The sequence below is a fragment of the Burkholderia sp. AU27893 genome (assembly GCF_002223205.1).
Taxonomy (GTDB): Bacteria; Pseudomonadota; Gammaproteobacteria; order Burkholderiales; family Burkholderiaceae; genus Burkholderia.
In genome coordinates this window covers 1833963-1855675 of the sequence record NZ_NKFD01000001.1, presented here as the reverse complement: position 1 = coordinate 1855675, position 21713 = coordinate 1833963, and the positions used below count along the sequence as shown (strand labels likewise).

At 64.9% G+C, this 21713-nt stretch carries 19 protein-coding genes, 1 tRNA gene and 1 pseudogene; 7 read left to right on the top strand and 14 right to left on the bottom strand.

What is annotated here, in order from left to right; all coding sequences use genetic code 11:
- Positions 1–75: 75 nt before the first annotated feature.
- The 6 genes from nusA to CFB47_RS08815 form a co-directional block, all read right to left on the bottom strand.
- On the bottom strand, positions 76–1551 hold the full coding sequence (gene nusA, locus CFB47_RS08840) for a transcription termination factor NusA (RefSeq protein WP_006476166.1): 1476 nt from the start codon (positions 1549–1551) through the stop codon (positions 76–78).
- Complete coding sequence (rimP, locus tag CFB47_RS08835; RefSeq protein ID WP_014897219.1) at positions 1551–2009, bottom strand: ribosome maturation factor RimP; 459 nt, start codon at positions 2007–2009, stop codon at positions 1551–1553. Before rimP ends, nusA begins: the two co-directional genes overlap by 1 nt.
- Positions 2010–2467: 458 nt before the next feature.
- Positions 2468–4225, bottom strand: a complete 1758-nt coding sequence (rluB, locus tag CFB47_RS08830) for a 23S rRNA pseudouridine(2605) synthase RluB (RefSeq protein ID WP_089460971.1) — start codon at positions 4223–4225, stop codon at positions 2468–2470.
- A 60-nt stretch (positions 4226–4285) separates the two neighbouring features.
- Positions 4286–5317 carry an SMC-Scp complex subunit ScpB gene (scpB, locus tag CFB47_RS08825; protein WP_089460970.1) on the bottom strand — a complete coding sequence of 344 codons (1032 nt, stop codon included), beginning with the start codon at positions 5315–5317 and terminating at the stop codon, positions 4286–4288.
- A gap of 272 nt (positions 5318–5589) precedes the next feature.
- Positions 5590–6786: a pyridoxal phosphate-dependent aminotransferase gene (locus tag CFB47_RS08820; protein WP_089460969.1), complete on the bottom strand. Its 1197-nt coding sequence runs from the start codon at positions 6784–6786 to the stop codon at positions 5590–5592.
- A gap of 75 nt (positions 6787–6861) precedes the next feature.
- On the bottom strand, positions 6862–7764 hold the full coding sequence (locus CFB47_RS08815) for a LysR family transcriptional regulator (RefSeq protein ID WP_071334368.1): 903 nt from the start codon (positions 7762–7764) through the stop codon (positions 6862–6864).
- 432 nt (positions 7765–8196) lie between these two features.
- Here CFB47_RS08815 and CFB47_RS08810 point away from each other — a divergent pair.
- Together CFB47_RS08810 and CFB47_RS08805 are read left to right on the top strand one after the other, a co-directional pair.
- A pseudogene (locus tag CFB47_RS08810) lies at positions 8197–8592 on the top strand (transposase); the annotation flags it as partial.
- Positions 8593–8793: 201 nt separating this feature from the next.
- The gene (locus CFB47_RS08805) at positions 8794–9045 is read left to right on the top strand and encodes a hypothetical protein (RefSeq protein ID WP_089439945.1); all 252 of its coding nucleotides are present in this window, start codon (positions 8794–8796) and stop codon (positions 9043–9045) included.
- A 196-nt stretch (positions 9046–9241) separates the two neighbouring features.
- On the opposite strand, the gene CFB47_RS08800 is transcribed toward CFB47_RS08805, so the two are convergent.
- A complete protein-coding gene (locus tag CFB47_RS08800) occupies positions 9242–9559 on the bottom strand; it encodes a hypothetical protein (RefSeq protein WP_011351791.1) in 318 nt (105 codons plus the stop codon).
- A gap of 157 nt (positions 9560–9716) precedes the next feature.
- On the opposite strand from CFB47_RS08800, the gene CFB47_RS08795 reads away from it, so the two are divergent.
- The 3 genes from CFB47_RS08795 to CFB47_RS08785 all read left to right on the top strand — a co-directional run bounded on the left by CFB47_RS08795 (position 9717) and on the right by CFB47_RS08785 (position 11327).
- Positions 9717–10433, top strand: a complete 717-nt coding sequence (locus CFB47_RS08795; protein ID WP_089456092.1) for a YdcF family protein — start codon at positions 9717–9719, stop codon at positions 10431–10433.
- A gap of 221 nt (positions 10434–10654) precedes the next feature.
- The gene (locus tag CFB47_RS08790) at positions 10655–10933 is read left to right on the top strand and encodes a hypothetical protein (protein WP_039339310.1); all 279 of its coding nucleotides are present in this window, start codon (positions 10655–10657) and stop codon (positions 10931–10933) included.
- A 136-nt stretch (positions 10934–11069) separates the two neighbouring features.
- Positions 11070–11327 carry a hypothetical protein gene (locus CFB47_RS08785; RefSeq protein WP_021162409.1) on the top strand — a complete coding sequence of 86 codons (258 nt, stop codon included), beginning with the start codon at positions 11070–11072 and terminating at the stop codon, positions 11325–11327.
- A gap of 40 nt (positions 11328–11367) precedes the next feature.
- Here CFB47_RS08785 and CFB47_RS08780 read toward each other — a convergent pair whose 3' ends face one another.
- The 4 genes from CFB47_RS08780 to CFB47_RS08765 all read right to left on the bottom strand — a co-directional run bounded on the left by CFB47_RS08780 (position 11368) and on the right by CFB47_RS08765 (position 14493).
- Complete coding sequence (locus CFB47_RS08780; protein WP_039339313.1) at positions 11368–11658, bottom strand: putative quinol monooxygenase; 291 nt, start codon at positions 11656–11658, stop codon at positions 11368–11370.
- Positions 11659–12188: 530 nt separating this feature from the next.
- Positions 12189–13400, bottom strand: a complete 1212-nt coding sequence (gene bamC / locus CFB47_RS08775) for an outer membrane protein assembly factor BamC (RefSeq protein ID WP_089456090.1) — start codon at positions 13398–13400, stop codon at positions 12189–12191.
- A 141-nt stretch (positions 13401–13541) separates the two neighbouring features.
- A tRNA-Pro gene (locus CFB47_RS08770) sits at positions 13542–13618 on the bottom strand.
- Between the two features lie 161 nt (positions 13619–13779).
- Complete coding sequence (locus tag CFB47_RS08765; RefSeq protein WP_089456089.1) at positions 13780–14493, bottom strand: bifunctional 2-polyprenyl-6-hydroxyphenol methylase/3-demethylubiquinol 3-O-methyltransferase UbiG; 714 nt, start codon at positions 14491–14493, stop codon at positions 13780–13782.
- A gap of 330 nt (positions 14494–14823) precedes the next feature.
- On the opposite strand from CFB47_RS08765, the gene CFB47_RS08760 reads away from it, so the two are divergent.
- Positions 14824–15702, top strand: a complete 879-nt coding sequence (locus tag CFB47_RS08760) for a tyrosine-protein phosphatase (RefSeq protein WP_089460968.1) — start codon at positions 14824–14826, stop codon at positions 15700–15702.
- A gap of 345 nt (positions 15703–16047) precedes the next feature.
- Positions 16048–18258 carry a hypothetical protein gene (locus tag CFB47_RS08750; RefSeq protein ID WP_089461390.1) on the top strand — a complete coding sequence of 737 codons (2211 nt, stop codon included), beginning with the start codon at positions 16048–16050 and terminating at the stop codon, positions 18256–18258.
- 79 nt (positions 18259–18337) lie between these two features.
- On the opposite strand, the gene CFB47_RS08745 is transcribed toward CFB47_RS08750, so the two are convergent.
- The 3 genes from CFB47_RS08745 to pheT form a co-directional block, all read right to left on the bottom strand.
- Positions 18338–18751: a MerR family transcriptional regulator gene (locus CFB47_RS08745; RefSeq protein WP_089439880.1), complete on the bottom strand. Its 414-nt coding sequence runs from the start codon at positions 18749–18751 to the stop codon at positions 18338–18340.
- Positions 18752–18812: 61 nt separating this feature from the next.
- Complete coding sequence (locus tag CFB47_RS08740; RefSeq protein ID WP_006486093.1) at positions 18813–19199, bottom strand: integration host factor subunit alpha; 387 nt, start codon at positions 19197–19199, stop codon at positions 18813–18815.
- Positions 19200–19271: 72 nt separating this feature from the next.
- Positions 19272–21701, bottom strand: a complete 2430-nt coding sequence (gene pheT / locus CFB47_RS08735) for a phenylalanine--tRNA ligase subunit beta (RefSeq protein WP_089460967.1) — start codon at positions 21699–21701, stop codon at positions 19272–19274.
- Positions 21702–21713 lie beyond the last annotated feature (12 nt).

Sequence of the window (21713 nt, the reverse complement as noted above, 5' to 3'; positions counted from 1 at the left end):
AAGGACCGATTCCTTGCGGTTAGCATCGGGTCAGGCCATACGGCCGCCATCAAATCAGTGCGCCATGGTCATTTCTCACTGGAACCAATGTTCACGTGCTTTCATGATCAACGCCTTAGCGGCATCCTCTTCCATTCCGGTCATGTCGACCAGTTCATCTACAGCCAGCTCGGCGAGATCGTCGCGCGTCTGCACGCCGTGTTCGGCCAGCTTCGCGAGCAGCTCCGGCGTGATGCCGTCGAGGCTCTTGAGATCCAGCGCTGCGTTCTCGACCTTTTCTTCGTTCGCGATGGCCATCGTCAACAGCGCGTCGCGTGCGCGATTGCGCAGCTCGTGCACGGTGTCCTCGTCGAACGCCTCGATTTCGAGCATTTCGTTGAGCGGCACGTACGCGATCTCTTCCAGGCTCGTGAAGCCTTCGTCGATCAGGATGTCGGCAACTTCTTCGTCGACGTCGAGACGCGCCATGAACAGTGCACGCAGCCGGTCGCGCTCTTCACCCTGCTTCAGGGCGGATTCGTCCGGCGTCATGATGTTGATCTGCCAGCCGGTCAGTTCGCCTGCAAGACGAACGTTCTGACCGCTGCGGCCGATCGCGACAGCCAGCTCGTTCTCGTCGACGACGACGTCCATCGAGTGCTTTTCTTCATCGACGACAATCGACTGAACAGCTGCCGGCGCGAGCGCGCCGATCACGAACTGGGCGGGATCCTCCGACCATAGCACGATGTCGATGTTTTCGCCACCGAGCTCGTTGCGCACGGCCTGCACGCGGGAACCGCGGATGCCGACGCAGGTGCCGATCGGATCGATCCGCTTGTCGTACGCGATGACGCCGATCTTCGCGCGCACGCCCGGGTCGCGGGCAGCCGCCTTGATCTCGAGCAGGCCCTGCTCGATTTCCGGCACTTCCATCTCGAACAGCTTCATCAGGAACTCGGGCGCCGTACGCGACAGCTCGATCTGCGGGCCGCGCGCGGTGCGGTCGACCTTCGCGATGTAGGCGCGCACGCGGTCGCCCACGCGCAGGTTTTCCTTCGGGATCAGCTGATCGCGGCGCAACAGCGCCTCGACACGGCCCGATTCGACGATGAAGTTGCCCTTGTCGAGGCGCTTCACCGTACCCGTCATGATCTTTTCACCCCGCTCGAGGTAGTCGTTCAGGATCTGCTCGCGCTCGGCGTCGCGCACCTTCTGCAGGATCACCTGCTTCGCGGCCTGCGCGCCGATGCGACCGAACTCGATCGACGGAACGGGTTCCTCGACATACTCGCCGACTTCGACGTCGGGCTTCTGCTCACGTGCTTCGAACAGCAGGATCTCGCGATCCGGCTCCTGCAAGCCTGCCTCGTCGGGCACGACGAGCCAGCGACGGAAGGTTTCGTGCTCGCCGCTTTCGCGATCGATATGGACGCGGATTTCGGCGCCTTCGTCGAACAGCTTCTTGGAAGCGGACGCGAGCGCAGCCTCGAGGGCGCCCAGCACCACATCCTTGTCGACGTTTTTCTCGCGCGCCAGCGCATCCACCAGCATCAACACTTCGCGACTCATTATTTGCGGCTCCTAAAGTCAACTTGCGGAATCAGGCGGGCTTTGTCGATATCGGCCAGCGTGAAATCCAGCATGGCCGCCTCGCCCTTCTTCCTCTCAAATTCCAAACCGATCGTTTCGCCATTCGGCGCGTGCAGAATGCCCCGGTACGTCTTGCGCCCGTCCAGCGGCTTTTTCAAGGTCACGGAAACTTCGCTGCCAGCGAAGCGCTCGAAGTCGGCCAGCTTCTTCAACGGGCGGTCGAGCCCCGGGGACGAGACTTCGAGCCGTTCGTAATCGATGTTTTCGACCGTCAAGACGTGCTGGAGCTGACGCGTGACCTTTTCGCAATCTTCGAGCGAGATGCCGGCAGGCTGATCGATATAGATGCAAAGCATGCCGCGCCCGGTGCGCTCGAGATCCACCAGCTCGTAGCCGAGCCCGGTGACCGTGGTTTCTATCAGTTCCGTCAGTTGCACTGTGTCCTCTCAGGTGTTCGCGCCCGCCGCTCGCGATTACACCCGCGGGCGCGCGCCTTAGCCGGCGCAGGAAGCGCTACCCGAGATGCCTAACCGTTTCAGCAAAAAAAAATGGGCGGAACGCCCATCTTCTTACTGGTGGTCGCACCTGAGCCGCACATTGAATCCGTACGCCCAGCGACTTCGCGATTATAGCGATTTTTGGCGCAAACGCCAAGCCAGCCGGTAAAAGCAGCGTGTCGCCTGCCTTTACGGGCCCAAAAATGCGAAATCGGGCTGCACGATCGACCGGCGCCATGACGACAGACCGGTGATCGGTCATGCCGGCGGCCATCCAGCACCGCGCGACACATATACAGTCGAAAGCAATCGACGCAATGCCTCGCGCCGACAAGACCGGCCGGATGCCGATCCGGCCGGCACACCGGCGGCCTTGCGCCGCATGCCTGACTGAATGCTCAGCGGCTGCGCGTGCGGCTGCGCTGCGGACGCTGACCGCCGCGCGGGCCGCCGCCATTGCCGGCACCCTCGGCACGATTGCCGTTCGGGTTGCGGTTACCGCCCTTGCTGCCGCCACGCTTGGGGCCCGCGCCGTCGCGCTTGGGGCCTGCGCCATACGACGCGCGATTGCCGTCGACATCGCCACGGCCACCGCCGGCGCGATTGCCATCGCGTCCGCCCCCGCCCGCACGGTTGCCATCCCGGCCGCCGCCGGTGCGATTGCCGTAGCCCGACGGCGCGACCGGCAGGCTGCCGTAGCCGCTCAGGCCCGGCAGGCCCGGCCCGCCACGACGACCACCACCACGACGGGGCTGATCCAGCTGCCCATGCGTCGTCAGCACCGGCTCACGGCTGATGAAGCCCATCGACGTCTGCATCGGATCGGGCTGGCGACGCTCCGCCTGGCCCGCACCGGCGCGCTTGCCCTTCTCTTCGGACGGCGCCTTCAGGCCGACGGTCGCCATCAGCTTGCGCACCTGCGCGTCGTCGAGCTCTTCCCAACGACCGCGCTTCAGGCCACGCGGCAGCGGAATCGGGCCGTGACGCGTACGGATCAGGCGGCTCACCATCAGGCCGACCGCCTCGAACATCCGGCGCACTTCGCGGTTGCGGCCTTCGGCCAGCGCAACGTGATACCAGTGGTTCGTGCCTTCGCCGCCGCCGTCGCGGATGCGCAGGAAGTTCGCCGGGCCGTCATCGAGCTCGACGCCGTGCAGCAGTTTCTGCCGCATGCCTTCGGCCAGTTCGCCGACGACACGCACCGCGTACTCACGCTCGACGCTGTAGCGCGGATGCATGAAGCGGTTGGCGAGGTCACCGGAAGTCGTCAGCATCAGCAGACCTTCGGTATTGAAGTCGAGGCGGCCCACCGCGAGCCATTTCGCCGTCTTCATCGGCGGCAGGCGGTCGAACACCGACGGACGGCCTTCCGGATCCGCGTGGCTGACGATCTCGCCCGTCGGCTTGTGGTACAGCAGCACGCGCGGCGGCTTGTTCGGCAGCTTGCGCTTGACCGGCTTGCCGTTGATCCGCACTTGGTCGGTCGGCATGATGCGCTGGCCAATGTGCGCGGGCTCGCCGTTCACCGACACGCGGCCGGCGACGATCAGCTCTTCCATTTCGCGGCGCGAGCCCATGCCCGCTTCCGCCAGCACCTTGTGAAGCTTCGGCGCGTCGTCGTCCGGCGACAGCACGCGCTTGTTCGCCGGCTGGCTACGGCCGCGACGCAGCATCGGTGCACGCACGCCGCTACCGCCCGCGGAGTTGTCCGCGTCGAATGCCGGCGACGTCACGTAGGCGAACAGTTCGTCCTGGGACGCATCGCCCTCCACCTTTGCCGCGCCGCCTTCAGCCTTCGGTGCACTACCGCGACGACCCTGGCCGCCCTGAGCCTTGGCCGCGCCTTCGCGCTTGGCCGCCGGCTTGCGAGCCCCCTTGGCCGCACCTTCCTTGCGCGGCGCGCGCGTCGGCTGCTGCGCTTCGGCGGCCTCGGCCGGCTGCGCGTCAGCGCCTTCGCCGCCCTGCGGCTCGCCTTCGGCGCCCTTCGACTTGGCTGCCGCGCGACGCCGCGCGATCAGGCTGCGCGGGCCTCGCCGCAGACCGCGGCGGGGACGCTCGTCGCCGCCCTCGGCCGAAGCGCCCTGCTCCGGTGCATCGTCGGCACGCGCTGCCTGTACGGCAGGCGCGGACGATTCAATATCGTGGATATCTGTCAAAACAACCTCAAAATGTCAGGTCTCGCGCCCGGCGCGGGCGCGGCAAGAAGTTGGCCGCGATCAGGCGCGACGCTGTTCAGGTTCTGCTTCGTCGTCCGGCAGCGCATCGGCACCGATGGGTGCACTGGCGCTTCGCACGGCATCGGCGAGACTGTCGGACGTGTCGTCCAGCAGCTCGTCGTCCGCAGGACGGGAACGGGGGGCGTCGGCCTGGCCGGCCTCGCCGGGCGTGTCGCCGGCCGCTTCCGCTCCGTCTCCGGCAACCGCTTCGGCAGCCGGCTTGCGATCTGCCTCGCTCCAATCCGCGCGCAGCGGCTCGGGCTGCGCACCGGCCGGCACTGCTTCGGCGCCAGCCTGTTCCATTCGTTCCGTTTGCCCGTGAACAGCATCGAGCGTATCGCGGCTCGCGATTTCATGCGTCGACGCGCCGTCCGCCGCAGGATCATCCGGCAATCCTGCCGATTGACCGGCGGATGCCTCATCTGTTTGCGGCGCGTCGCCCGTTGCATCGCCGGCAACCGGCATGCCCTCGTCGAAATCCATCGCCTGCTGCGCCAGCAGCGCGGCCTCGATGTTCGCGGCCGGCTCTTCGAGCGCAGGCAGATCATCGAGCGCCTTCAGGCCGAGGTCGTCGAGGAATTGCTTGGTCGTCGCATACAGCGCCGGGCGTCCCGGCACGTCGCGATGACCGATCACCTCGATCCAGCCGCGATCCTCGAGCTGCTTGACCACCTGCGTATTGACCGTCACGCCGCGAATCTCTTCGATGTCGCCGCGCGTGACAGGCTGCCGATACGCGATGATCGCGAGCGTTTCGAGCACCGCGCGCGAATATTTCGGCGGCTTCTCGGGATGCAGGCGATCCAGATAGTGGCGCATCGCCGGCTTGCTCTGGAAGCGCCATCCGGTTGCCAGCGCCACCAGTTCGACGCCGCGGCCGGACCATTCCTGTTTCAGATCTTCGAGCAACGTGCGGACCGTGTCAGCCGACACGCCGTCGGCAAAGAGCTTGCGCAAATCGCCGAGTTTCAGCGGTTCCTGCGCGCAGATCAAAGCAGTCTCGAGGACGATCTTCGCCTCTTGGGTATTCATGCAGCTAGGCCAGACCCTGTGGTCAAACGAACCGGATCAACAAACAGACGAAAGGAACGGAAGACGCGCTCGCCCGATTCTGATCGGTCATATTGATGGGAGCACGAACCGGGGGCGGCGAACCAACTTCAGGCCAGGCCCAAACCGGACGGAACAGCACGGCTCAACGACGGAACCGCGTGACTGAGCGCCATATTACGCAAAATTGCCCGGTGCGTAAAGATGAGCCGAACGGGGTGCCGCCAGCACGGCGCGCCCGCTCCGGCCCCGCTTCAGCGGTCGGCCACGCCCCGTGCCAGGAACCGCCGTAACCGCTCCACGCCCGCGTCAAGGCGTGCCGGATCGCACGCGTAGCACCAGCGCACAAACCCTTCTCCCTCCGGGCCGAATGCGCGCCCAGGCGCGAGGCCGAGCCCCGCCTCGCGCACCAGCGTCTTGCAGAACGCGAGGCTGTCCGACGCGCCCGGCAGGCGCAGAAACAGGTACATCGCGCCCGGCGGAGGCGGCACCTCGACACCCGGCAGCGTGCGCAGCGCGGCAACCAGGTGATCGCGCGCATCGTGCAGCGCCGCGACGAACGACCGCACGAACGGCTCGCCATCGCGCAGCGCGACCTCACCCGCGGCCTGCACGAAGCCCGGCGCACACGACGTGTTGTATTCGACGAGCTTCGACAGGTCGGCCATCACCGCTGCCGGCGCGACGAGCCACCCCAGGCGCCAGCCCGTCATTGCCCACGCTTTCGAAAACGAATTCACGACCACGACCCGCTCGTCGCGTGACGCGATGTCGAGGAACGATGGTGCACCGTCCGCACCGCCGGCGTCGAAAGCGAGCCGCTCGTACACCTCGTCGGCGACCAGCCAGATGCCGTGGCGGCGACAATGGGCGAGCACCGCTCGCTGGTCGTCGCGCGACATCGTCCAGCCGGTCGGATTGTTCGGCGAGTTGATCAGCAGCATCCGCGTATCGGGCGTCAGCGCCGCCAGCAGCCGCTCGACATCGAGCTGCCAGCCCGCATCGCCATAGCCGAGCGGTACGCATTCGACCTGCGCCCCAAGGATCTTCGGAATCTCGACGAGATTCGGCCACAGCGGCGTGACCGCGACGACACGTTCGCCCGGACCGACCAGCATCTGCGCGGCCAGCATCAGCGCGCTTACACCCGAGCTCGTCACGGCCACGGTGTCGGCCGCCGTCGCACCGTGACGGGCGCTGACGTAGGAGGCGATCGCGTCGCGCAGCGGCGCAGTGCCGAGATTGTGCGTGTAGAAGGTCGCGCCATCGCGCAGCGCCGCCGCGGCGGCGTCCCGGATGAAGTCCGGCGTCACGCGATCGGATTCGCCGAACCAGAACGGCAGCATGTCCGGCACGCCAAAGCCGGCGTTTGCCACTTCCCGGATCAGCGACGGACGCAGCGCGTGCACGGCGTCGCGCGCCACCGGAAGAGAATCTGCGGAATGCACCATCGAGAACCACCTTCGAGGAACACGATCCGCGTAGTGTACCGGCCCGCGCGCAGGGCCGGCGCACGTCGGTCCGCGTCAGTCGAGGTCCTCTGCCCTCGCCGGCATCTGTCGCACGAGTTCCCAGATCGCCTGCGCAGCGGGCGACAACGACCGGTCGCGGCGGCGCACGAGTTCGACCGTGCGCTCGGTGCGTGGCGTGAGCGGCCGCGCGACGAGCGTCGAGCCGGCCGGTAGCGGCAGCGACAGCCACGGCTGCACGCTCACGCCGACGCCGGCCTCGACGAGTCCGAACACGGTCGCCGAATGCCCGAGCTCCTGCATGACCGTCGCGTTGACATGATGAGCGGCCAGCGCGGCATCGATCAGCGGCCGGCTTCCCGATGCATGATCGAGGAGCACGAGGCGCTCGCCGTCCAGCGCCGTCCAGGGCACCTCGGCACGCGCCGCGAGCGGATGGTCCGCGCGCGCGACCAGGCAGAACGAATCGGTCATCAACGATTCGCAGACGAGATCGGCCACCGTGAGCGGACCGATCACGACGCCGAAATCGACCTCGCTCGACTTCACCTTGCGCAACACGTCGCTCTGCACGTCGTCGCGCAAACCCAGCGTCACGAACGGAAACTGGCGCTCGCACGACGCAACCACACGCGGCATCAGCCGGCACGCGATCGTCGGACTGGCCGCGACGATCACGCGTCCGCGGCGCTGCTCGCCGATCTCGCGAATTTCGCGCAGCGTGTCGTCGAGATCGTCGAGCAGACGGGACACGCTCGCGATCAGGTTTGCACCGACATCGGTCAGCTGCACGTCGCGCGTCGTGCGATCGATCAGCTTCAGCCCGAGCTCGGCCTCGAGCTCGCGCACGCAGCGACTGACCGCGGATTGCGTGAGCCCGATCTCGTCGCCCGCGCGACTGAAGCTCTTGAGCCGCGCGACCTCGATGAAGACGCGAAGCTGGCGCAGCGTGACGTTCATTTCCCGACCTCATCAATCGTCGATATCGATGCGCGATTTTAATGCGCGAATCCAGCTTCGATGTGCGAATCAGGCACCTGCCCCACATGTTTCGCTGCGGTGCAATACATCCGCGAACGCACGTGGTGCGGGCGAACTGCACAAGATTGGTGATTGTCCCGATTTGCTGGCGGGTTATTTTGGCGTCTTATACGCCCCTAGCTGACTTAGCCGTTAGCTCGCTGCCAAGCGGCTCTCGAGGGAATTACCTCCGACATGGCACGCTTCGTGCATTACCTGGCGCACAGGGCGCAGGTTTTCGTCGGACGGAAGAGCAAAAACGCCGCTGCCGGCCAACCGGACGCCCCCACCCGGCACTCGATGATCGAGTGCCTGAAGAGTGCGCGGCGCAGGGCAGCGCACCGGAGTTAGCTTCGCTGAGGTGAGGACATGATGCTGTTCGACGATTTGAGAGATAACGAGTGGGCGCTGGTCGAGGGTCTGTTTTGCTCTGAACCCGCGCGGAGTGAGCGGCGTGGCCGCCCCCGCGTGGAAGCCCGCTCGGTGGTGAACGCCGTGCTGTGGGTGCTGTCGACGGGTGAAGGCTGGTCGAAGCTGCCGGGCCGCTATCCGTCGCCGCCGACTTGCCGCCGTCGCTTCGACGAATGGCAGGCGGACGGCACGCTCGCCGAAATCGTGAAGCGACTCGGCACGAGCGGCCGGCAGATTTCCCTGCGCGGGCGCATCGGCGCAAGCGCCGCGAAGCCGCCCGCACCGCCGAGCCGCGACCGGCTGCGCGGCGCCTTCTGGACCAATCCGGAATCCTGGCGCGCGCCCGTCAAGATGGCGTAACGAATGCTCGATCGGGCGGCTTCGGCCGCCCGGTTTCTTTCAGCGTCGCGACCTGTTCGCGACGCCCGCGTTGCCGTCGATTACCGTTGTCGTGTCGCGATACATCTATTTACCAATATTTACAGCTAGCCTGCACTCCCACGCTTACCTTAGCGAAATATCAACAGGCCGCGTCGACGGCTTGAAGGGAGCCCCGCCATGAAACCAATGTCACTGCTCGTCGCATGCGGCATTGTCATTTCCATGGCGTTGTCGGCCCCAGCCCACGCCGACGATCGCGTGAAGCCGCCCCATCGCCAGCAGGATCACCGGAACACCCTCCGCCAGCCGCCGTCCGCCAATCCGCCCAGCCGGCAAACCGTGCCGCGCGGCGACCTGCGCGGCGACATCGCCAGCAACGCGCGAGCGCGCATCGGCTCGCAGCCGACCGACGTACCGCGTCATCCGTAGTCCTGCCAATTTCGGGATTTAGCCAAAGAAAATGCCCGCGGTCGGGAACTGCGTCGCATGCGACGAGTCACAACGTTGCCATGAGCACAGCGTGGCAACAGCAAAAGTATCCGGTACGCCCGTATCCTCGCGATACGGGCTTTTTTTTGGCGCATCGCCAGCCGCACGGCGATGCGCGTGACGGGATGATCGACCGCTACAGACGGCTTTCGAGAATCGCCACGGCACTCGCTTCGCTCAATGCGTAGTCGGCCATGCGGCGATCGGTCCAGGAAAGTAATTTCTCGTCGCGCTCGAGGCGCGAGAATTCGGCTCGACCGCTTTCGGTCAACACGGCAATGTCGACCGGCGCATGGAAGCCCGGCGCGGGGGCAACGGTTTTCTGCCTGACCGTGTCCATGAGCCCGAGCGAACGGAGATACTCGAACACACCCGGGCGGCGTGCCCACGGTACCTGGCGGTACTGCACTCGTCTCAATGCGTCGAGCACCGCTTCGTTGGAATACGTGGCCATCTCGATTCTTTCTTAAAGTGCAGCGACAATGCGAAGCGGCGCGCCGGGCGGCGTCTCCGCCCGCCGATACCGCCACCGATTCTGGACGCCGACGGTCGGCGTCGCGTCAGGGCCGGATCGTCAGCCGTCCATAAAAAGACACCATACCCCAATCAAATTGATTCTGTTCGATTCATTTGTACTTCTCTTCATCTGTTTCATGCTCTGCCGCAAACGGCGACGAATCATCTCGATCGCCGCCGTTGCGCTGTTCTGGCTGCTCGCGACAGGCTGGCTCGCCGCGCCGCTGATCGCCTGGACCGAGGCGGGCGTCGCACCCGTCGAGCACCCGGACATGCATGGACGAACCACGCTGATTCTCATCGGCGCAGGGACGAAGCGCACCGACTCCGGGCTGCGGCCGCCACCTGACGGAACCGCCCGCATCCACAAGGTCGCAGCGCTCTACCGCGCCTGCCGGCAGCAAGCCGAGCGCTGCACCGTGGTGATGTCGGGCGGCGACCCGCAGCATCACGGCGAAACCGAGGCTGCCGTATACGGGCGCCAACTCGTCGCCGAAGGCGTCGCGCCCACGGACCTCGTTCTGGAACCGGAAAGCCGCACAACCTACGAAAACGCGAAATTCACTGCGTCTATACTACGCTCACAGTATGACGACGCGCGCATTCTCGTCACCTCGTCATACCAGATGCGCCGCGCATTGCTCGATTTCCACCGTTTCGGGATCGATCCGCAGCCCGTTTATGCGAATCGCCGGCGTGCGCAAACAGGCTGGCTGCCGCGCTGGCGCAATGTAGTCAACGCCGAGCAGGCGCTTCATGAACTGGTCGGCATCGCGCAGTTCCATGTGTATCGACGGCTCGGGTGGTTCTGACGACTCCGGGGAAACCGGAGCGGAAATGACTGCGGCGACGACGATGGCACGCACGTGACGAAGCGCGCGAAGTGTTGCGCGACTTCAACGGGGCGTTGCGTCGCGCCACGATCCGGTGCACATTGATCCGTCACTTTTGTTACACTCGACACGCACTCGATTGCAGTCGCCAGACAAAACGGCAACACTCGGGTTCATCACCACTTAGCGGAGGTAAAGCAATGAAGAAGACGTCCCTGGCTATCCTGGTAGCGATGTCGGCGCTGACTGGCGCAGCGTATGCGCAAGAGAGCACGGAAATCAAGACGATTACCGATCCGGCCAAGATCTCCGAGATCGAGCAGCGCGCACAGGCGCTGCAGCAGCAGCAAGCGGCTGAAGCCGCTCAGCCGGCGGTGCAGGAAGAGCATCACCACGGCAAGAAGGCTGCTCACCACAAGGCAGCTGCGAAGAAGGCCGGCAAGAAGGCTGCCAAGGCCGCAGACGCTGCCAGCCAGTAAGTTCGGCGGCACCGCACAAGCGAAAAGCCGAATCCGGGCAACCGGGTTCGGCTTTTTTGGTTGCGGTGCCCGCGCGCTGTGCTAAAGTCGCGCACCGAAATTTTCCACCCGTGCGCACCCCGGTGCGGAGGACAGCATGAGCAACATTCAACTCGACATCGAGTGGACCGAAGCCGCCACTCGCCAGATCAAGCAACTGATGCCCCGCGGCTCGGCTGACGCGTTCCTCGCGCTGCCGCCGATCGAGTGCCTGCCGATGGAGGGCGACGTGCTTTTCCTCGGCCCGCAAGGCAAGCAGCAACCGTTCATCGTCGCCGAGCGCCAGTACCATCACGACGGCGACGCCGACTGGACGATCATCCTGATCCTCGACGTACCCAACACGTCGCACTGACGCATCCCGCGACCGGACACGTCCGGTCGCCCTGCCCGGCTCAGACGAGCTTCGACAGCACGCGGATTTCGGAACGCTCGATCCAGTCCGCGGCCGCTTCCCGATAAGCGAGAATGTGCGCGGAACGCGCATGAGCAGCCAGCGCCTCCTCGCTTTCCCAGCGCTCGACAAATACGAATCGCGCCGGCTCCTTCAAGTCCCGATGCAGGTCGTACTGCAACGCTCCCGCTTCGTTGCGGGTCGGCTCGACGATCCCTTCGAGCTGGGCACGCAACTTTTCCTCGGCGCCCGGCTTCGCCACGATCAGCGCCACCACTGCAATTTCCGCCATTCCCGCTCCCCCCCTTCGTCTGGAAAAGTCCGAGAATACGCGAATCGTGCAGCGGCTGCGCCAGCACGGCGTCACACGACGGCCCCAAAAAAATAGCCCGCGCTTCAGAGAAGCGCGGGCGAAACCGTCGCCCTACGAGGATAGGCGACGGGGCCATCGAGATCCGCACGCTGGCGCGGATCGTCATCAGTTACGCCGACGCTTGTCGCGTCGGCATTCGAAGACGTCGATACCGTTGATCGGGCACTCGCGGCGCACCCCCGGCATCTGACGCCATCCTCCCTGTTTCAACAATTCCAACATATAAAGCAGGTTGCGTGCCAGCCACCACAGGCCGACCACCCTATTGATTTAAAAGGATAAATTTTTGACCTTCGACGATGCGACACGGGTTTTGCCGCCGTAACGCACGGATGTTACGTAACGTCACGAGGAGGGACCGAACCTTCCGCACACATGCGCGCCGGCGAGCGGCGATAAAAAAAGCCCGCCATGTGGCGGGCTTTTCATCGATGGGAGAAACGTCGAGATCAGCGAAGCTGATTCACGAGCAGCCCCATGATCTGGCGAGCCGGCGACGACGTATCGATCGCGCCCGCATCGTCGACGATCGCGATGCGCGTCTGGTCGGCCGTGAGTGCCTTCACGTTGACACGGTACTGCTTCGCCTGCTTTTCCTTCTTGCCGTGGAACAACTGGCTCCAGAAGCCCTGCTCGGCCGAGGTCAGATCCTTCGGATCGACATAGCGCACAAAATACAGGCCCTTGGTGCGATCGCGATCGTCGACGGTGAAGTTCGCACGATCGAGCGCGAGACCGACGCGCAGCCACGACCGGTCGTACGGCTCGCCGAGCGTGACTTCCGACGGGACGGCAGCATCAGCCGCATCGTTGCCTTGCGCCGACGCGCGGGAAACGTTTTGCGCGGCAATCGCTGCAGCAGCCTTCGACGATGCGTCGTCGGCCTTCTTGTCCTTGGCCACCGGTACCGTGTTGTCCTTGATGTTCGCGATTGGCGGCTCGCCGTTCTTCGCGCGCTGCTCGTTCTGTGCGAGCACCGCCATCAATCGCTTCAGGTATTCGGTCTCGAGCGCCGGATCATTCGGCTTCGGTTCCCACTTGCTCGAATCGTTGTTCGAGCCCGTGATCGCTTCGCGCATCCCCTTCTGGCTGATGAACACGTAGGTGCCGCCATTCGGCGCCGAATCGAGACGCGTACGGTACTTGTTGCGCTCGGCCGTCACGTACGAGTTGCCCATCGCCTTCGAGATCACGCTACGGATCAGGCCGTCATTGATCTGCGGATGGGTTTCGTTCCAGTCGGTTTCCATCACGCCCTTGTCGCGCTGGTCGACGACGAGCAGGAAGCCCTGCTCCTGCCAGAAGCGGCGAACCTGCGGCCAGACGGCGGCGGGCTGCTTGCCGTCGATCACGAGCCAGCTCTCGGTGCCGTCGCGCTGGATATGCATGCCGGCGACGGCCGGAGCAACGGTGTCCAGCGCAGGCGCTGCCTGCTGGACCTGCTGAAGCGCGGACAGGGAAGTCGCGCCGCCCTGGGGCGGCAGCGAACGCTGATCGGCCGTCTCGTCGAGCATGTTGGGCGGCACTGCGAGCGACGCTTCCTTCGATTTCGAATCGCTCTTGTAGTCCACTTTCGTGGGCGACGACGTACCGCAACCGGCGACGAGCGCGCCGGTGGCGAGCACTGCAGCGAACCGCATGGTAAGACGAAGATCAGTCATGTTCGGGGAATCCTCTTCCGCTAAATCACGGCGCTTTCCGTGGATCAACCTTGCATTTTACCGGGGCCGCGCCGCGATGTGCAAAAAAGCGACCGGCAAGAAAAAACCCGCGTCAGCTTGAGCTGACGCGGGTTCTTTGTCTGGTCGGGGCGAGAGGATTTGAACCTCCGACCACCTGCACCCCATGCAGGTACGCTACCAGGCTGCGCTACGCCCCGAAAGAAAAAAATTATAACAGACAGTTTTCCGATTTAGAACGGGTCGCATGCATTTTGTGAGTGTTCTTGTGAAATTTTTTGGCGCGAAGGCGCGATGCGGGCACCGACGCGCGTGGCATGAACGAATTGCGCAGCAGTAACCACACGACGACGCCTCGCATTCACCGCTTGCGCGCCACACAGATGACCGTGAGCCCGGCGACGCGGTTGAAACGGAATATCGGTAACTCGATCCGACAGATCGACTTGAGCAAGCCGTTGACGAACGGATGGTGACGACGCAATTGCGACGCCGGCTCGCTCGGCTGCCGACGCACCCGCTCGCCGAGCCGCAACGCTGCCGCAAGCGGAAACGTGAGACCGAAATAATAGGCGCCGTGCTCGACGTCGAGCCCCGAGCGACGCACCACGTCCTCGAGACTGCCCAGCGTATATCGGCGCTTGTGCTCGAGAAAATCGTCGTGCCCGCTCCAGAGGAACTGGAACGCGGGAACCGTGATCAGAAAGCGGCTCCCCGAAGGCGCACCCTTTACGTACTGCGTGAGCAGACCGACATCGTCGTCGACATGCTCGAGCACATCCATCAGCAACACGAGATCGGCGTCGAATCGGTCGACGGATCGCCGAAAATGGATGGGCTTGCCGGACGCTTCGCCGTCGGTATCGTCCGCATAGCTCGTATCGACACACCACGCCTCCGTCGCCTGCGTACGCTCCAGCAAGTGCTTCGAGAAGAAGCCCGAGCCTGCACCGACATCGAGTATCCGGTTTGCACCAGGCACCCCAAGGAACCGACGGATCGCACTCGCCTTCGACGCGTAGTACCAGTGATCGCCCACGCCCGCACCCAATACGTCGACTTCCTTGAGATCCATGACGTTTCCCCGTGATGGCTACTGTGCTTTGGTCGATACAGCCACTGATGTCGATCTTACCGCGCCGCCGCCGCCGATCCTACCTGTCGACAACGCGCAGCCGGCCCCGGCAACCCGCATTCCGACCTAATCGAAAAGGACGATGGCCGGTTCGCCGCAAATCGCTACCGTGCGGTTACCCGGCGCGAGATCGATGCGCACGGGCGAACCGTCCGACTGCATGCCGATCGATCCGGCCCGGCTTTGCCGCGTAGCACGTGATACAGGAGGCAACCTCGGTCACCACCGCAGTCGCGACCCCTTGTAACCGTCTCCGATACAGGGCATTGAATGCATCAGAAAAAAGAAATTTCCCGTCGACAGTTTCTCCGGATGGGCGCCGGTACGATAGGCGTGGCGCTGGGAAGCGCATCGCTTCTGTCGGCATGCGGAGGCGACTCGATTTCGGTCGCGCCGGTCACGACACCGCGGTTGAGTTCCGTATCGAATTTTCGCGACTCGGCCGGGCCGGACGGAACCGGCTACGTGACAACGAGCGGCGCCAAGATGAAAAAAGGCGTGATATATCGTTCCTCCGCGCTCGCGTTGTCGGCCGCGGACATCGCCACCGTCGGCACGCTTGGCATCAGGCAGGTCTGCGACCTGCGCACGCCCGCCGAGATCAAGACGCAACCGGATGTGCCACTGGCCGGGGCCACCTGGCAAAACCTCAACGTGCTCGGGGCGGCCAGCATCGAGCCGCTCCCGACCACCGGCGCCACCGCGACGGCATTCATGTTGAGCATGTACCGCGCGTTCGTCACGTCGGACACCGCGCATGCCAGCTATCACGCGCTCTTCACCGGATTCGCCGGCTCAGGCGAAAACCTCGTGTTCCACTGCACGGCCGGCAAGGATCGCACGGGCTGGGCCACCGCGATCCTGCACACGATCCTCGGCGCGTCCGAACAAACGATACTCGCCGACTATCTGCTGACGAACGTCTACAGTGCATCGGAAATCGCGACTTCGGTCGCCCAGGCGCAGAAAGCCGGCGGGCAAAATGCGGCAGACATGATGACCGCGCTGCAAGGCGCACACACCGACTATCTGCAGGCGGCATTCGACCAGGTCACCGCATCGTACGGCTCGATGACGTCGTATATCGCGAACGGGCTGCAACTCGACCAGGCGACGCTGAACGCAATCCGGCGGCACATGCTGGTCTGACCGACCCGCAGGCCGCGGCGTCGGGGCCGGATCGCAGCCCCGCTTCGACCGCCGCGGCCGCTGCCCGTCGCATCCGGCGAAACCCGCATCGGACAAGGCTGCGGCGGATTTTCCCGGTCGCAGCGACATTCGCCGGCGACGGGCCGCGCAAACCAAACGACCGTTTGATCCGGCCGCCCAATCACCCTGAATCCATTGTCCCGCAGCCCGCCGGACGGCCCTACCCCGGCGCCCGTTGTTTGGTAACGCCGCTCTAGCACGCTATGCCACACTGCACGGCATCGACGCTCGCGCCGTGCAGTGGCGCGCGCCGCCGTCGATCACGACAAGACATGGAGACAGACGATGCGGAATGCGGTCCGGCGCGGCCATCGCTCGCCTTTGGCAATTTTCGACTGGATTTCCGGCCCGCCACGCGCGGGCCGCCCCCTCTCGCCCACGACGTCCCGCATGTTCGGCTGCGGCGTGCTGGCGCTCGCGCTGCTGTGCGCCGGTTGCGCGGAATCCTCCGCGCAGCGTGACGGCAACACGTCGGTCGCGTCGACGAAGATCGAACGCACCAAGGCCGAACGCCTCACCCGCGAGCAGCAGGTTGCACGCACCGTGCCGTCGCTCGCATCGATCAGCCTCACGCAACCGCGCCCGTTCACGCTGCGCGATTCCGGCCAGAACGGCGCGATGACGTTCCTGCGCGACGTCGATTTCCGCATCGTCAACAATCTCGGCTTCTTCATCCACCAGTTGTCGGCCACGCTCGTGCCGACGCAAGCCGGCGCGCCGATCGTGTTCGACGATCCGACCAGTTTCCAGATCGACGTGCATGAAGGCACGGTTACGCTCGACGACGCGAAGCTCACCGCCCTCTTCAACACGTACATCTTCGGCTACCGCAACGCGCCGCTGCGCAAGCTCGCCGTGTCGGCCGGCGACGGCGTGATCCACCTGCAAGGCGAGATGCAGCGCGACGGCTGGGTACCTTTCTCGCTGACCGGCACCCTCGCGATCCGTGACGGCAGCCAGCTCGTGTTCCATCCGACGGGCGTGCGCGTATCGGGCATCAACGCGCAGCCGGTGATGCGCGCGGCCAACGTGAAGATGGCCGACCTGCTGAAAGTCCAGACGCCGATCGCGCAACTCGCCGGCGACGATCTCGTGATGTCGGTCGACAAGCTGATGCCGCCGCCGCGCCTGAAGCTCACGATCACCGCGCTGCGCGTGACGCCGGCCGGGCTCGACCTGAAGCTCGACGACGGCACGCATGCCGGCTTCGCAATGCCCGCGAACGCACCGCAACAAGCGATGTACATTCGCGGCGGCGACGTGAAGTTCATGCGCTCGATGCCGATGAACGCGGACATCCTGATCGGCCCGGTCGATTCCACGAAGCATGACCAGACTTTCGTGTTCGACCTGTATCACTATCGCGACCAGGTGTCGGCCGGCTACTTCAATTTCGACGAAAGCGGCGCGATGGCGATCCGGATGCCGTCGTATGCGGGCCCGGCCAGCGGCGCGTTGCTCGGCAACGCGACCGCGCGCCTGAACGACAGCTTCCTCGCCGCGCAACAGAATGCGTTGCGCGACATACGCCAGCACTGGGAAGCCTACGCACTCGCGGCGAACCCCGCTCACCCCGGCATGCAGAAGGTCGCGATGCGGCGCACGTCGACCACGCCGTTCAACGAACGGCACGTGTCGAACCGCAACCCGACGATCCATCTGCGCAACGTCGACTTCAACCTGTCCGGGGATATCGGCTTTCACGTCGAGGACCTCGACGTCGAGCTCGTATCGAAGCGGCCCGGCGACCCCGTCGATCTCGACGATCCGAACCAGTACGACATCCGCATTCTCGGCGGCACCGTCGTCGAGTCGTGGAAGGCGATGTCGGCGCTCTTCAACAACTATCTGCTCGACTACTCACCGCGCTCGCTCAACGATCTGCAACTGAGCGCGGACGGCACGAACCTGCGCGTCCAGGGCGGCATCAAGCTGTGGAACCACGTGCCGGGCGTCTGGCTGCCGACCGACATGAAGGGCACGCTGTCCGTGCTCGACGACCGGCATCTCGCGTTCACGCCGTCCCAGGTGTCGGTGCTCGGCATCCCGCAGGCGAAGCTGCTGCGTTCGCTCGGCATCGAGCTCGCTTCGCTGACGCCGTTGCAGCGGCGCGGCGCGGAATTGCGCGGCGACACGCTCGTGCTCGACCAGTACACGGTGTTCCCGCCCCCCGTGCTGAACGGCAAGCTCGGACAGGCAACGGTCGAACGCGACGGGCTGCGCCTCACGTTCAGGCGCATGGCAGGCGCGCCCGCGCCGCAACGGCCGCAGATCGATGCACCGAGCTACATGTGGATGGAAGGCGGCGACATGAAGATGTTCAACGTGCTCGAACTGAACGTACGTGCGCTGATCCGCAATTCGGCCGGGGCCGGCCCGATGCGTTTCGACCTGTACGGCTACCGCAACCAGGTTGCACAAGGCTCGGTGCGGATGCTGCCCGACGGTACGCTGGTCGTCGACATGGGGCAGAAGAACCCGCTGGCGTCACGCTGAAACGCACCCGGCACGCATGAAAAAAGCCCGGTGGCACGCTGCCAACCGGGCTTTTCATTTCATTCTTCGCGCTTCGCACTCAGTCGTGCTTCAGTCCGTCGAGCACGTCGAGCAGCGCCTGCCGCAATGCAATGACGTCGACGGTCGCGCCCGGCTTGCCCGCTGTACGAGCATCGGCGGCCTGCGCCTCCGGCTCGACGGGTGCTGCCGCAGCCCGCTCGCCGGCCGGCGAATCGAGCCGGTTGCGCGCACCGTTGATCGTGAATCCCTGCTCGTACAGCAACTCGCGAATCCGCCGGATCAGCAGCACTTCGTGGTGCTGGTAATACCGCCGATTGCCACGCCGCTTCACCGGCCGCAGCTGAGTGAATTCCTGTTCCCAATAACGCAGCACATGCGGCTTGACCCCGCACAGCTCGCTGACTTCACCGATCGTGAAGTAGCGCTTTGCGGGAATCGGAGGCAAGACGACTTTCTCAACCGTAGTGGTCATCGTCGGTTAACCGTCGGTAAAGGGTGCGCGGCGGCCGCGCGGAGACGTCAGCGCGCGGGGCTTACTCCGCGCCGTTTTCGACCAGCGCCTTCAGCTTCTGGCTCGCGTGGAAGGTTACCACCCGGCGGGCCGCGATCGGAATCGCCTCGCCCGTCTTCGGATTGCGGCCCGGGCGCTGCGGCTTGTCGCGCAACTGGAAATTGCCGAACCCCGACAGCTTGACGCTCTCGCCGTTTTCGAGCGCGTCACGGATCACCTCGAAAAACGCCTCGACCATGTCCTTCGCTTCACGCTTGTTCAGCCCGACGCTGTCGAACAGCAGCTCCGCCAGTTCCGCCTTCGTCAGCGTGGGCGTCTCGGTAGACGCCGGCGCCGAAGCGTCGCGGTTCATGGCGCTGCGTTGCGCCGTCAGGAGGGCTTCGAATTCACTCGAGGTCATGTCGTTCATATCTGCCATACAGCGCGTTAAATCAAAACTTACGATCGGAAAAGGCCGCCCGCGAGCGGGCGGACCTCCTCCTTAGCCGCGCAGGCGCGCACCGGCACGAGCCATCCGCTCGACCAGCGTCTGGATCGCCTGATCGACGACCTCGTCCTGTAGCGTGCCAGCCGCGTCCTGCAGCGTCACGCGGAAGGCAAGGCTCTTCTCGTGCGCGGCAAGTCCACCGGAAGTATTTGATTTTGCACGAAATTCGTCGAAGAGTACAACCTTCTGAACGAATCGGCAGGCCTCTTCGGCAAGCGCCTTCTTCATTTCGTCGAAAAGTGCCTGAACCTCGACCGCCTGATCGACGACAACGGCGATATCGCGACGAACCGGCGGGAATTTCGATACGTCGGTCGGCGCGGGCAACGCACGTGCAATCAGCGCGTCCGCGTCCACCTCGAACATCACCGGCGCGTGCGGCAGCTCGTACTTCTGCATCAGGCGCGGGTGCAGTTCGCCGATCCAGCCGACCGCACGGCCATCGACTTCGATGCGCGCGCTGCGGCCCGGATGGAGGGCCGGATGCTCCGCCTTCACGAAGCGTGCGGTTGCGGGCGCGAGCAGTGCCTCGAGATCGCCCTTCACGTCGAAGAAATCGACCGCGCGGGTTGCCGTGCCCCATTGCTCGTCGAGCGCCGGACCGTACGCAAGCGCACCGACGCGCTTCGGCTGCACGTAGCCCTCGACCGTCAGCTCGCCGGCCTTCGCCGCCGTATCGGTGAGGAACACGCGGCCGGCCTCGAACACGCGCACGCGATCCGCGCGGCGGTTCAGGTTGTGGCGCAGCACGGAAATCAGGCTGCCGAACAGCGTCGTGCGCATCACCGACAGCTGGCTCGCGATCGGGTTCAGCAGGCGAATCGGATGGTCGTTGCCCGCGAAATCCTGCTCCCACTCCGCATCGACGAAACTGAAGTTGACGGTTTCCGCATAGTCGCGCGCGGCGAGCGCGTGACGGATGTCGTGGATCGAGCGCCGCGTCTCGTGGGTCGCGCGCATTTCGCTCGTGGCGACCGGCGGACGCGCCGGGATCTTTTCGAAGCCGTAGATGCGCGCCACTTCCTCGATCAGGTCTTCCTCGATCTCGATGTCGAAGCGATGCGACGGCGGCGTGACGAGGAATGCGTCGTCTTCACGCTCGAACGGCAGCCCGAGGCGCGTGAAGATGCTGGCGATCTCGTCGGCGCCGATCTGCACGCCGATGATGCGGTTCGCGCGCGACACGCGCATCTTCACCGGCGCGCGCTGCGGCAGGTTCACGGACTGATCGTCGACCGGGCCGGCCTTGCCGCCGCAGATCTCGAGAATCAGTTGCGTGATGCGCTCGACGTGCTCGACGGTCGTCGCGTAGTCGACGCCGCGCTCGAAGCGATGCGCCGCATCGGTCGAGAAGTTGTACTTGCGCGCGCGGCCGCGGATGCTGTCCGGCCACCAGAATGCGGCTTCCAGATAGATGTTGGTCGTATCGAGCGTGACGGCCGTGCTGTCACCGCCCATGATGCCGGCCAGGCTTTCGACCTGACGGTCGTCCGAAATCACGCCGACCGTTTCGTCGAGTTCGACCGTGTTGCCGTTGAGCAGCTTCAGCGATTCGCCGCGCTTGCCCCAGCGCACCTCGATGCCGCCGTGGATCTTGTCGAGATCGAACACGTGCGACGGGCGGCCGAGCTCGAACATCACGTAGTTCGAGATGTCGACGAGCGCCGACACGCTGCGCTGGCCGGAACGCTCGAGGCGCTCGACCATCCACTGCGGGGTCTTCGCATGCGCGTTCACGCCGCGGATCACGCGACCCGAGAAGCGGCCGCACAGATCGGGCGCGGCAATGCGCACCGGCAGCGTTTCGTCGAGTTCGACGCGCACCGGGCGGATGTCGACCGGCGTCAGTGGTGCGCCGGTGATCGCAGCCGTCTCGCGGGCGATGCCGAACACGGACAGGCAATCCGCCTTGTTCGGCGTCAGCTTGATTTCGAAGATCGTGTCGTCGAGATTGAGCGTCTCGCGGATGTCCTGGCCGACCGGCGTGTCTTCCGGCAGCACCATCAGGCCGCTGTGGTCCTCGGACAGCTTCAGCTCGCGTGCCGAGCACAGCATCCCCTGGCTCTCCACGCCGCGCAGCTTCGACAGCTTGATCGCGAACGGCTTGCCGCCCTCTTCTGCCGGCGGCAGTTCCGCGCCGACCAGCGCGACCGGCACCTTGATGCCGGGCGCGACGTTCGGTGCGCCGCAGACGATATTCAGCGTCGCGCCGGTGCCGGCGTCGACCTGGCAGACATTGAGCTTGTCCGCATCCGGATGCTTGACGACTTCGAGCACGCGGCCGACGACGATCTTCGACGTCGGCGGCGCAGCCTTGCTCAGCGATTCGACTTCGAGCCCCGCCATCGTCAGCGCGTGCGACAGTTCGTCGGTCGTCAGCTGCGGGTCGACAAAGGTTCTCAACCAGGATTCAGGGAATTGCATGGATGTCTACGT

Coding starts and splice junctions, on each gene's coding strand:
- nusA (WP_006476166.1), bottom strand. CDS start 1,551: ATGAGTCGCGAAGTGTTGATGCTGGTGGATGCGCTGGCGCGCGAGAAA.
- scpB (WP_089460970.1), bottom strand. CDS start 5,317: ATGAATACCCAAGAGGCGAAGATCGTCCTCGAGACTGCTTTGATCTGC.
- CFB47_RS08820 (WP_089460969.1), bottom strand. CDS start 6,786: ATGGTGCATTCCGCAGATTCTCTTCCGGTGGCGCGCGACGCCGTGCAC.
- CFB47_RS08815 (WP_071334368.1), bottom strand. CDS start 7,764: ATGAACGTCACGCTGCGCCAGCTTCGCGTCTTCATCGAGGTCGCGCGG.
- CFB47_RS08805 (WP_089439945.1), top strand. CDS start 8,794: ATGAAACCAATGTCACTGCTCGTCGCATGCGGCATTGTCATTTCCATG.
- CFB47_RS08800 (WP_011351791.1), bottom strand. CDS start 9,559: ATGGCCACGTATTCCAACGAAGCGGTGCTCGACGCATTGAGACGAGTG.
- CFB47_RS08790 (WP_039339310.1), top strand. CDS start 10,655: ATGAAGAAGACGTCCCTGGCTATCCTGGTAGCGATGTCGGCGCTGACT.
- CFB47_RS08785 (WP_021162409.1), top strand. CDS start 11,070: ATGAGCAACATTCAACTCGACATCGAGTGGACCGAAGCCGCCACTCGC.
- CFB47_RS08780 (WP_039339313.1), bottom strand. CDS start 11,658: ATGGCGGAAATTGCAGTGGTGGCGCTGATCGTGGCGAAGCCGGGCGCC.
- bamC (WP_089456090.1), bottom strand. CDS start 13,400: ATGACTGATCTTCGTCTTACCATGCGGTTCGCTGCAGTGCTCGCCACC.
- CFB47_RS08765 (WP_089456089.1), bottom strand. CDS start 14,493: ATGGATCTCAAGGAAGTCGACGTATTGGGTGCGGGCGTGGGCGATCAC.
- CFB47_RS08760 (WP_089460968.1), top strand. CDS start 14,824: ATGCATCAGAAAAAAGAAATTTCCCGTCGACAGTTTCTCCGGATGGGC.
- CFB47_RS08750 (WP_089461390.1), top strand. CDS start 16,048: ATGCGGAATGCGGTCCGGCGCGGCCATCGCTCGCCTTTGGCAATTTTC.
- CFB47_RS08745 (WP_089439880.1), bottom strand. CDS start 18,751: ATGACCACTACGGTTGAGAAAGTCGTCTTGCCTCCGATTCCCGCAAAG.
- CFB47_RS08740 (WP_006486093.1), bottom strand. CDS start 19,199: ATGAACGACATGACCTCGAGTGAATTCGAAGCCCTCCTGACGGCGCAA.
- pheT (WP_089460967.1), bottom strand. CDS start 21,701: ATGCAATTCCCTGAATCCTGGTTGAGAACCTTTGTCGACCCGCAGCTG.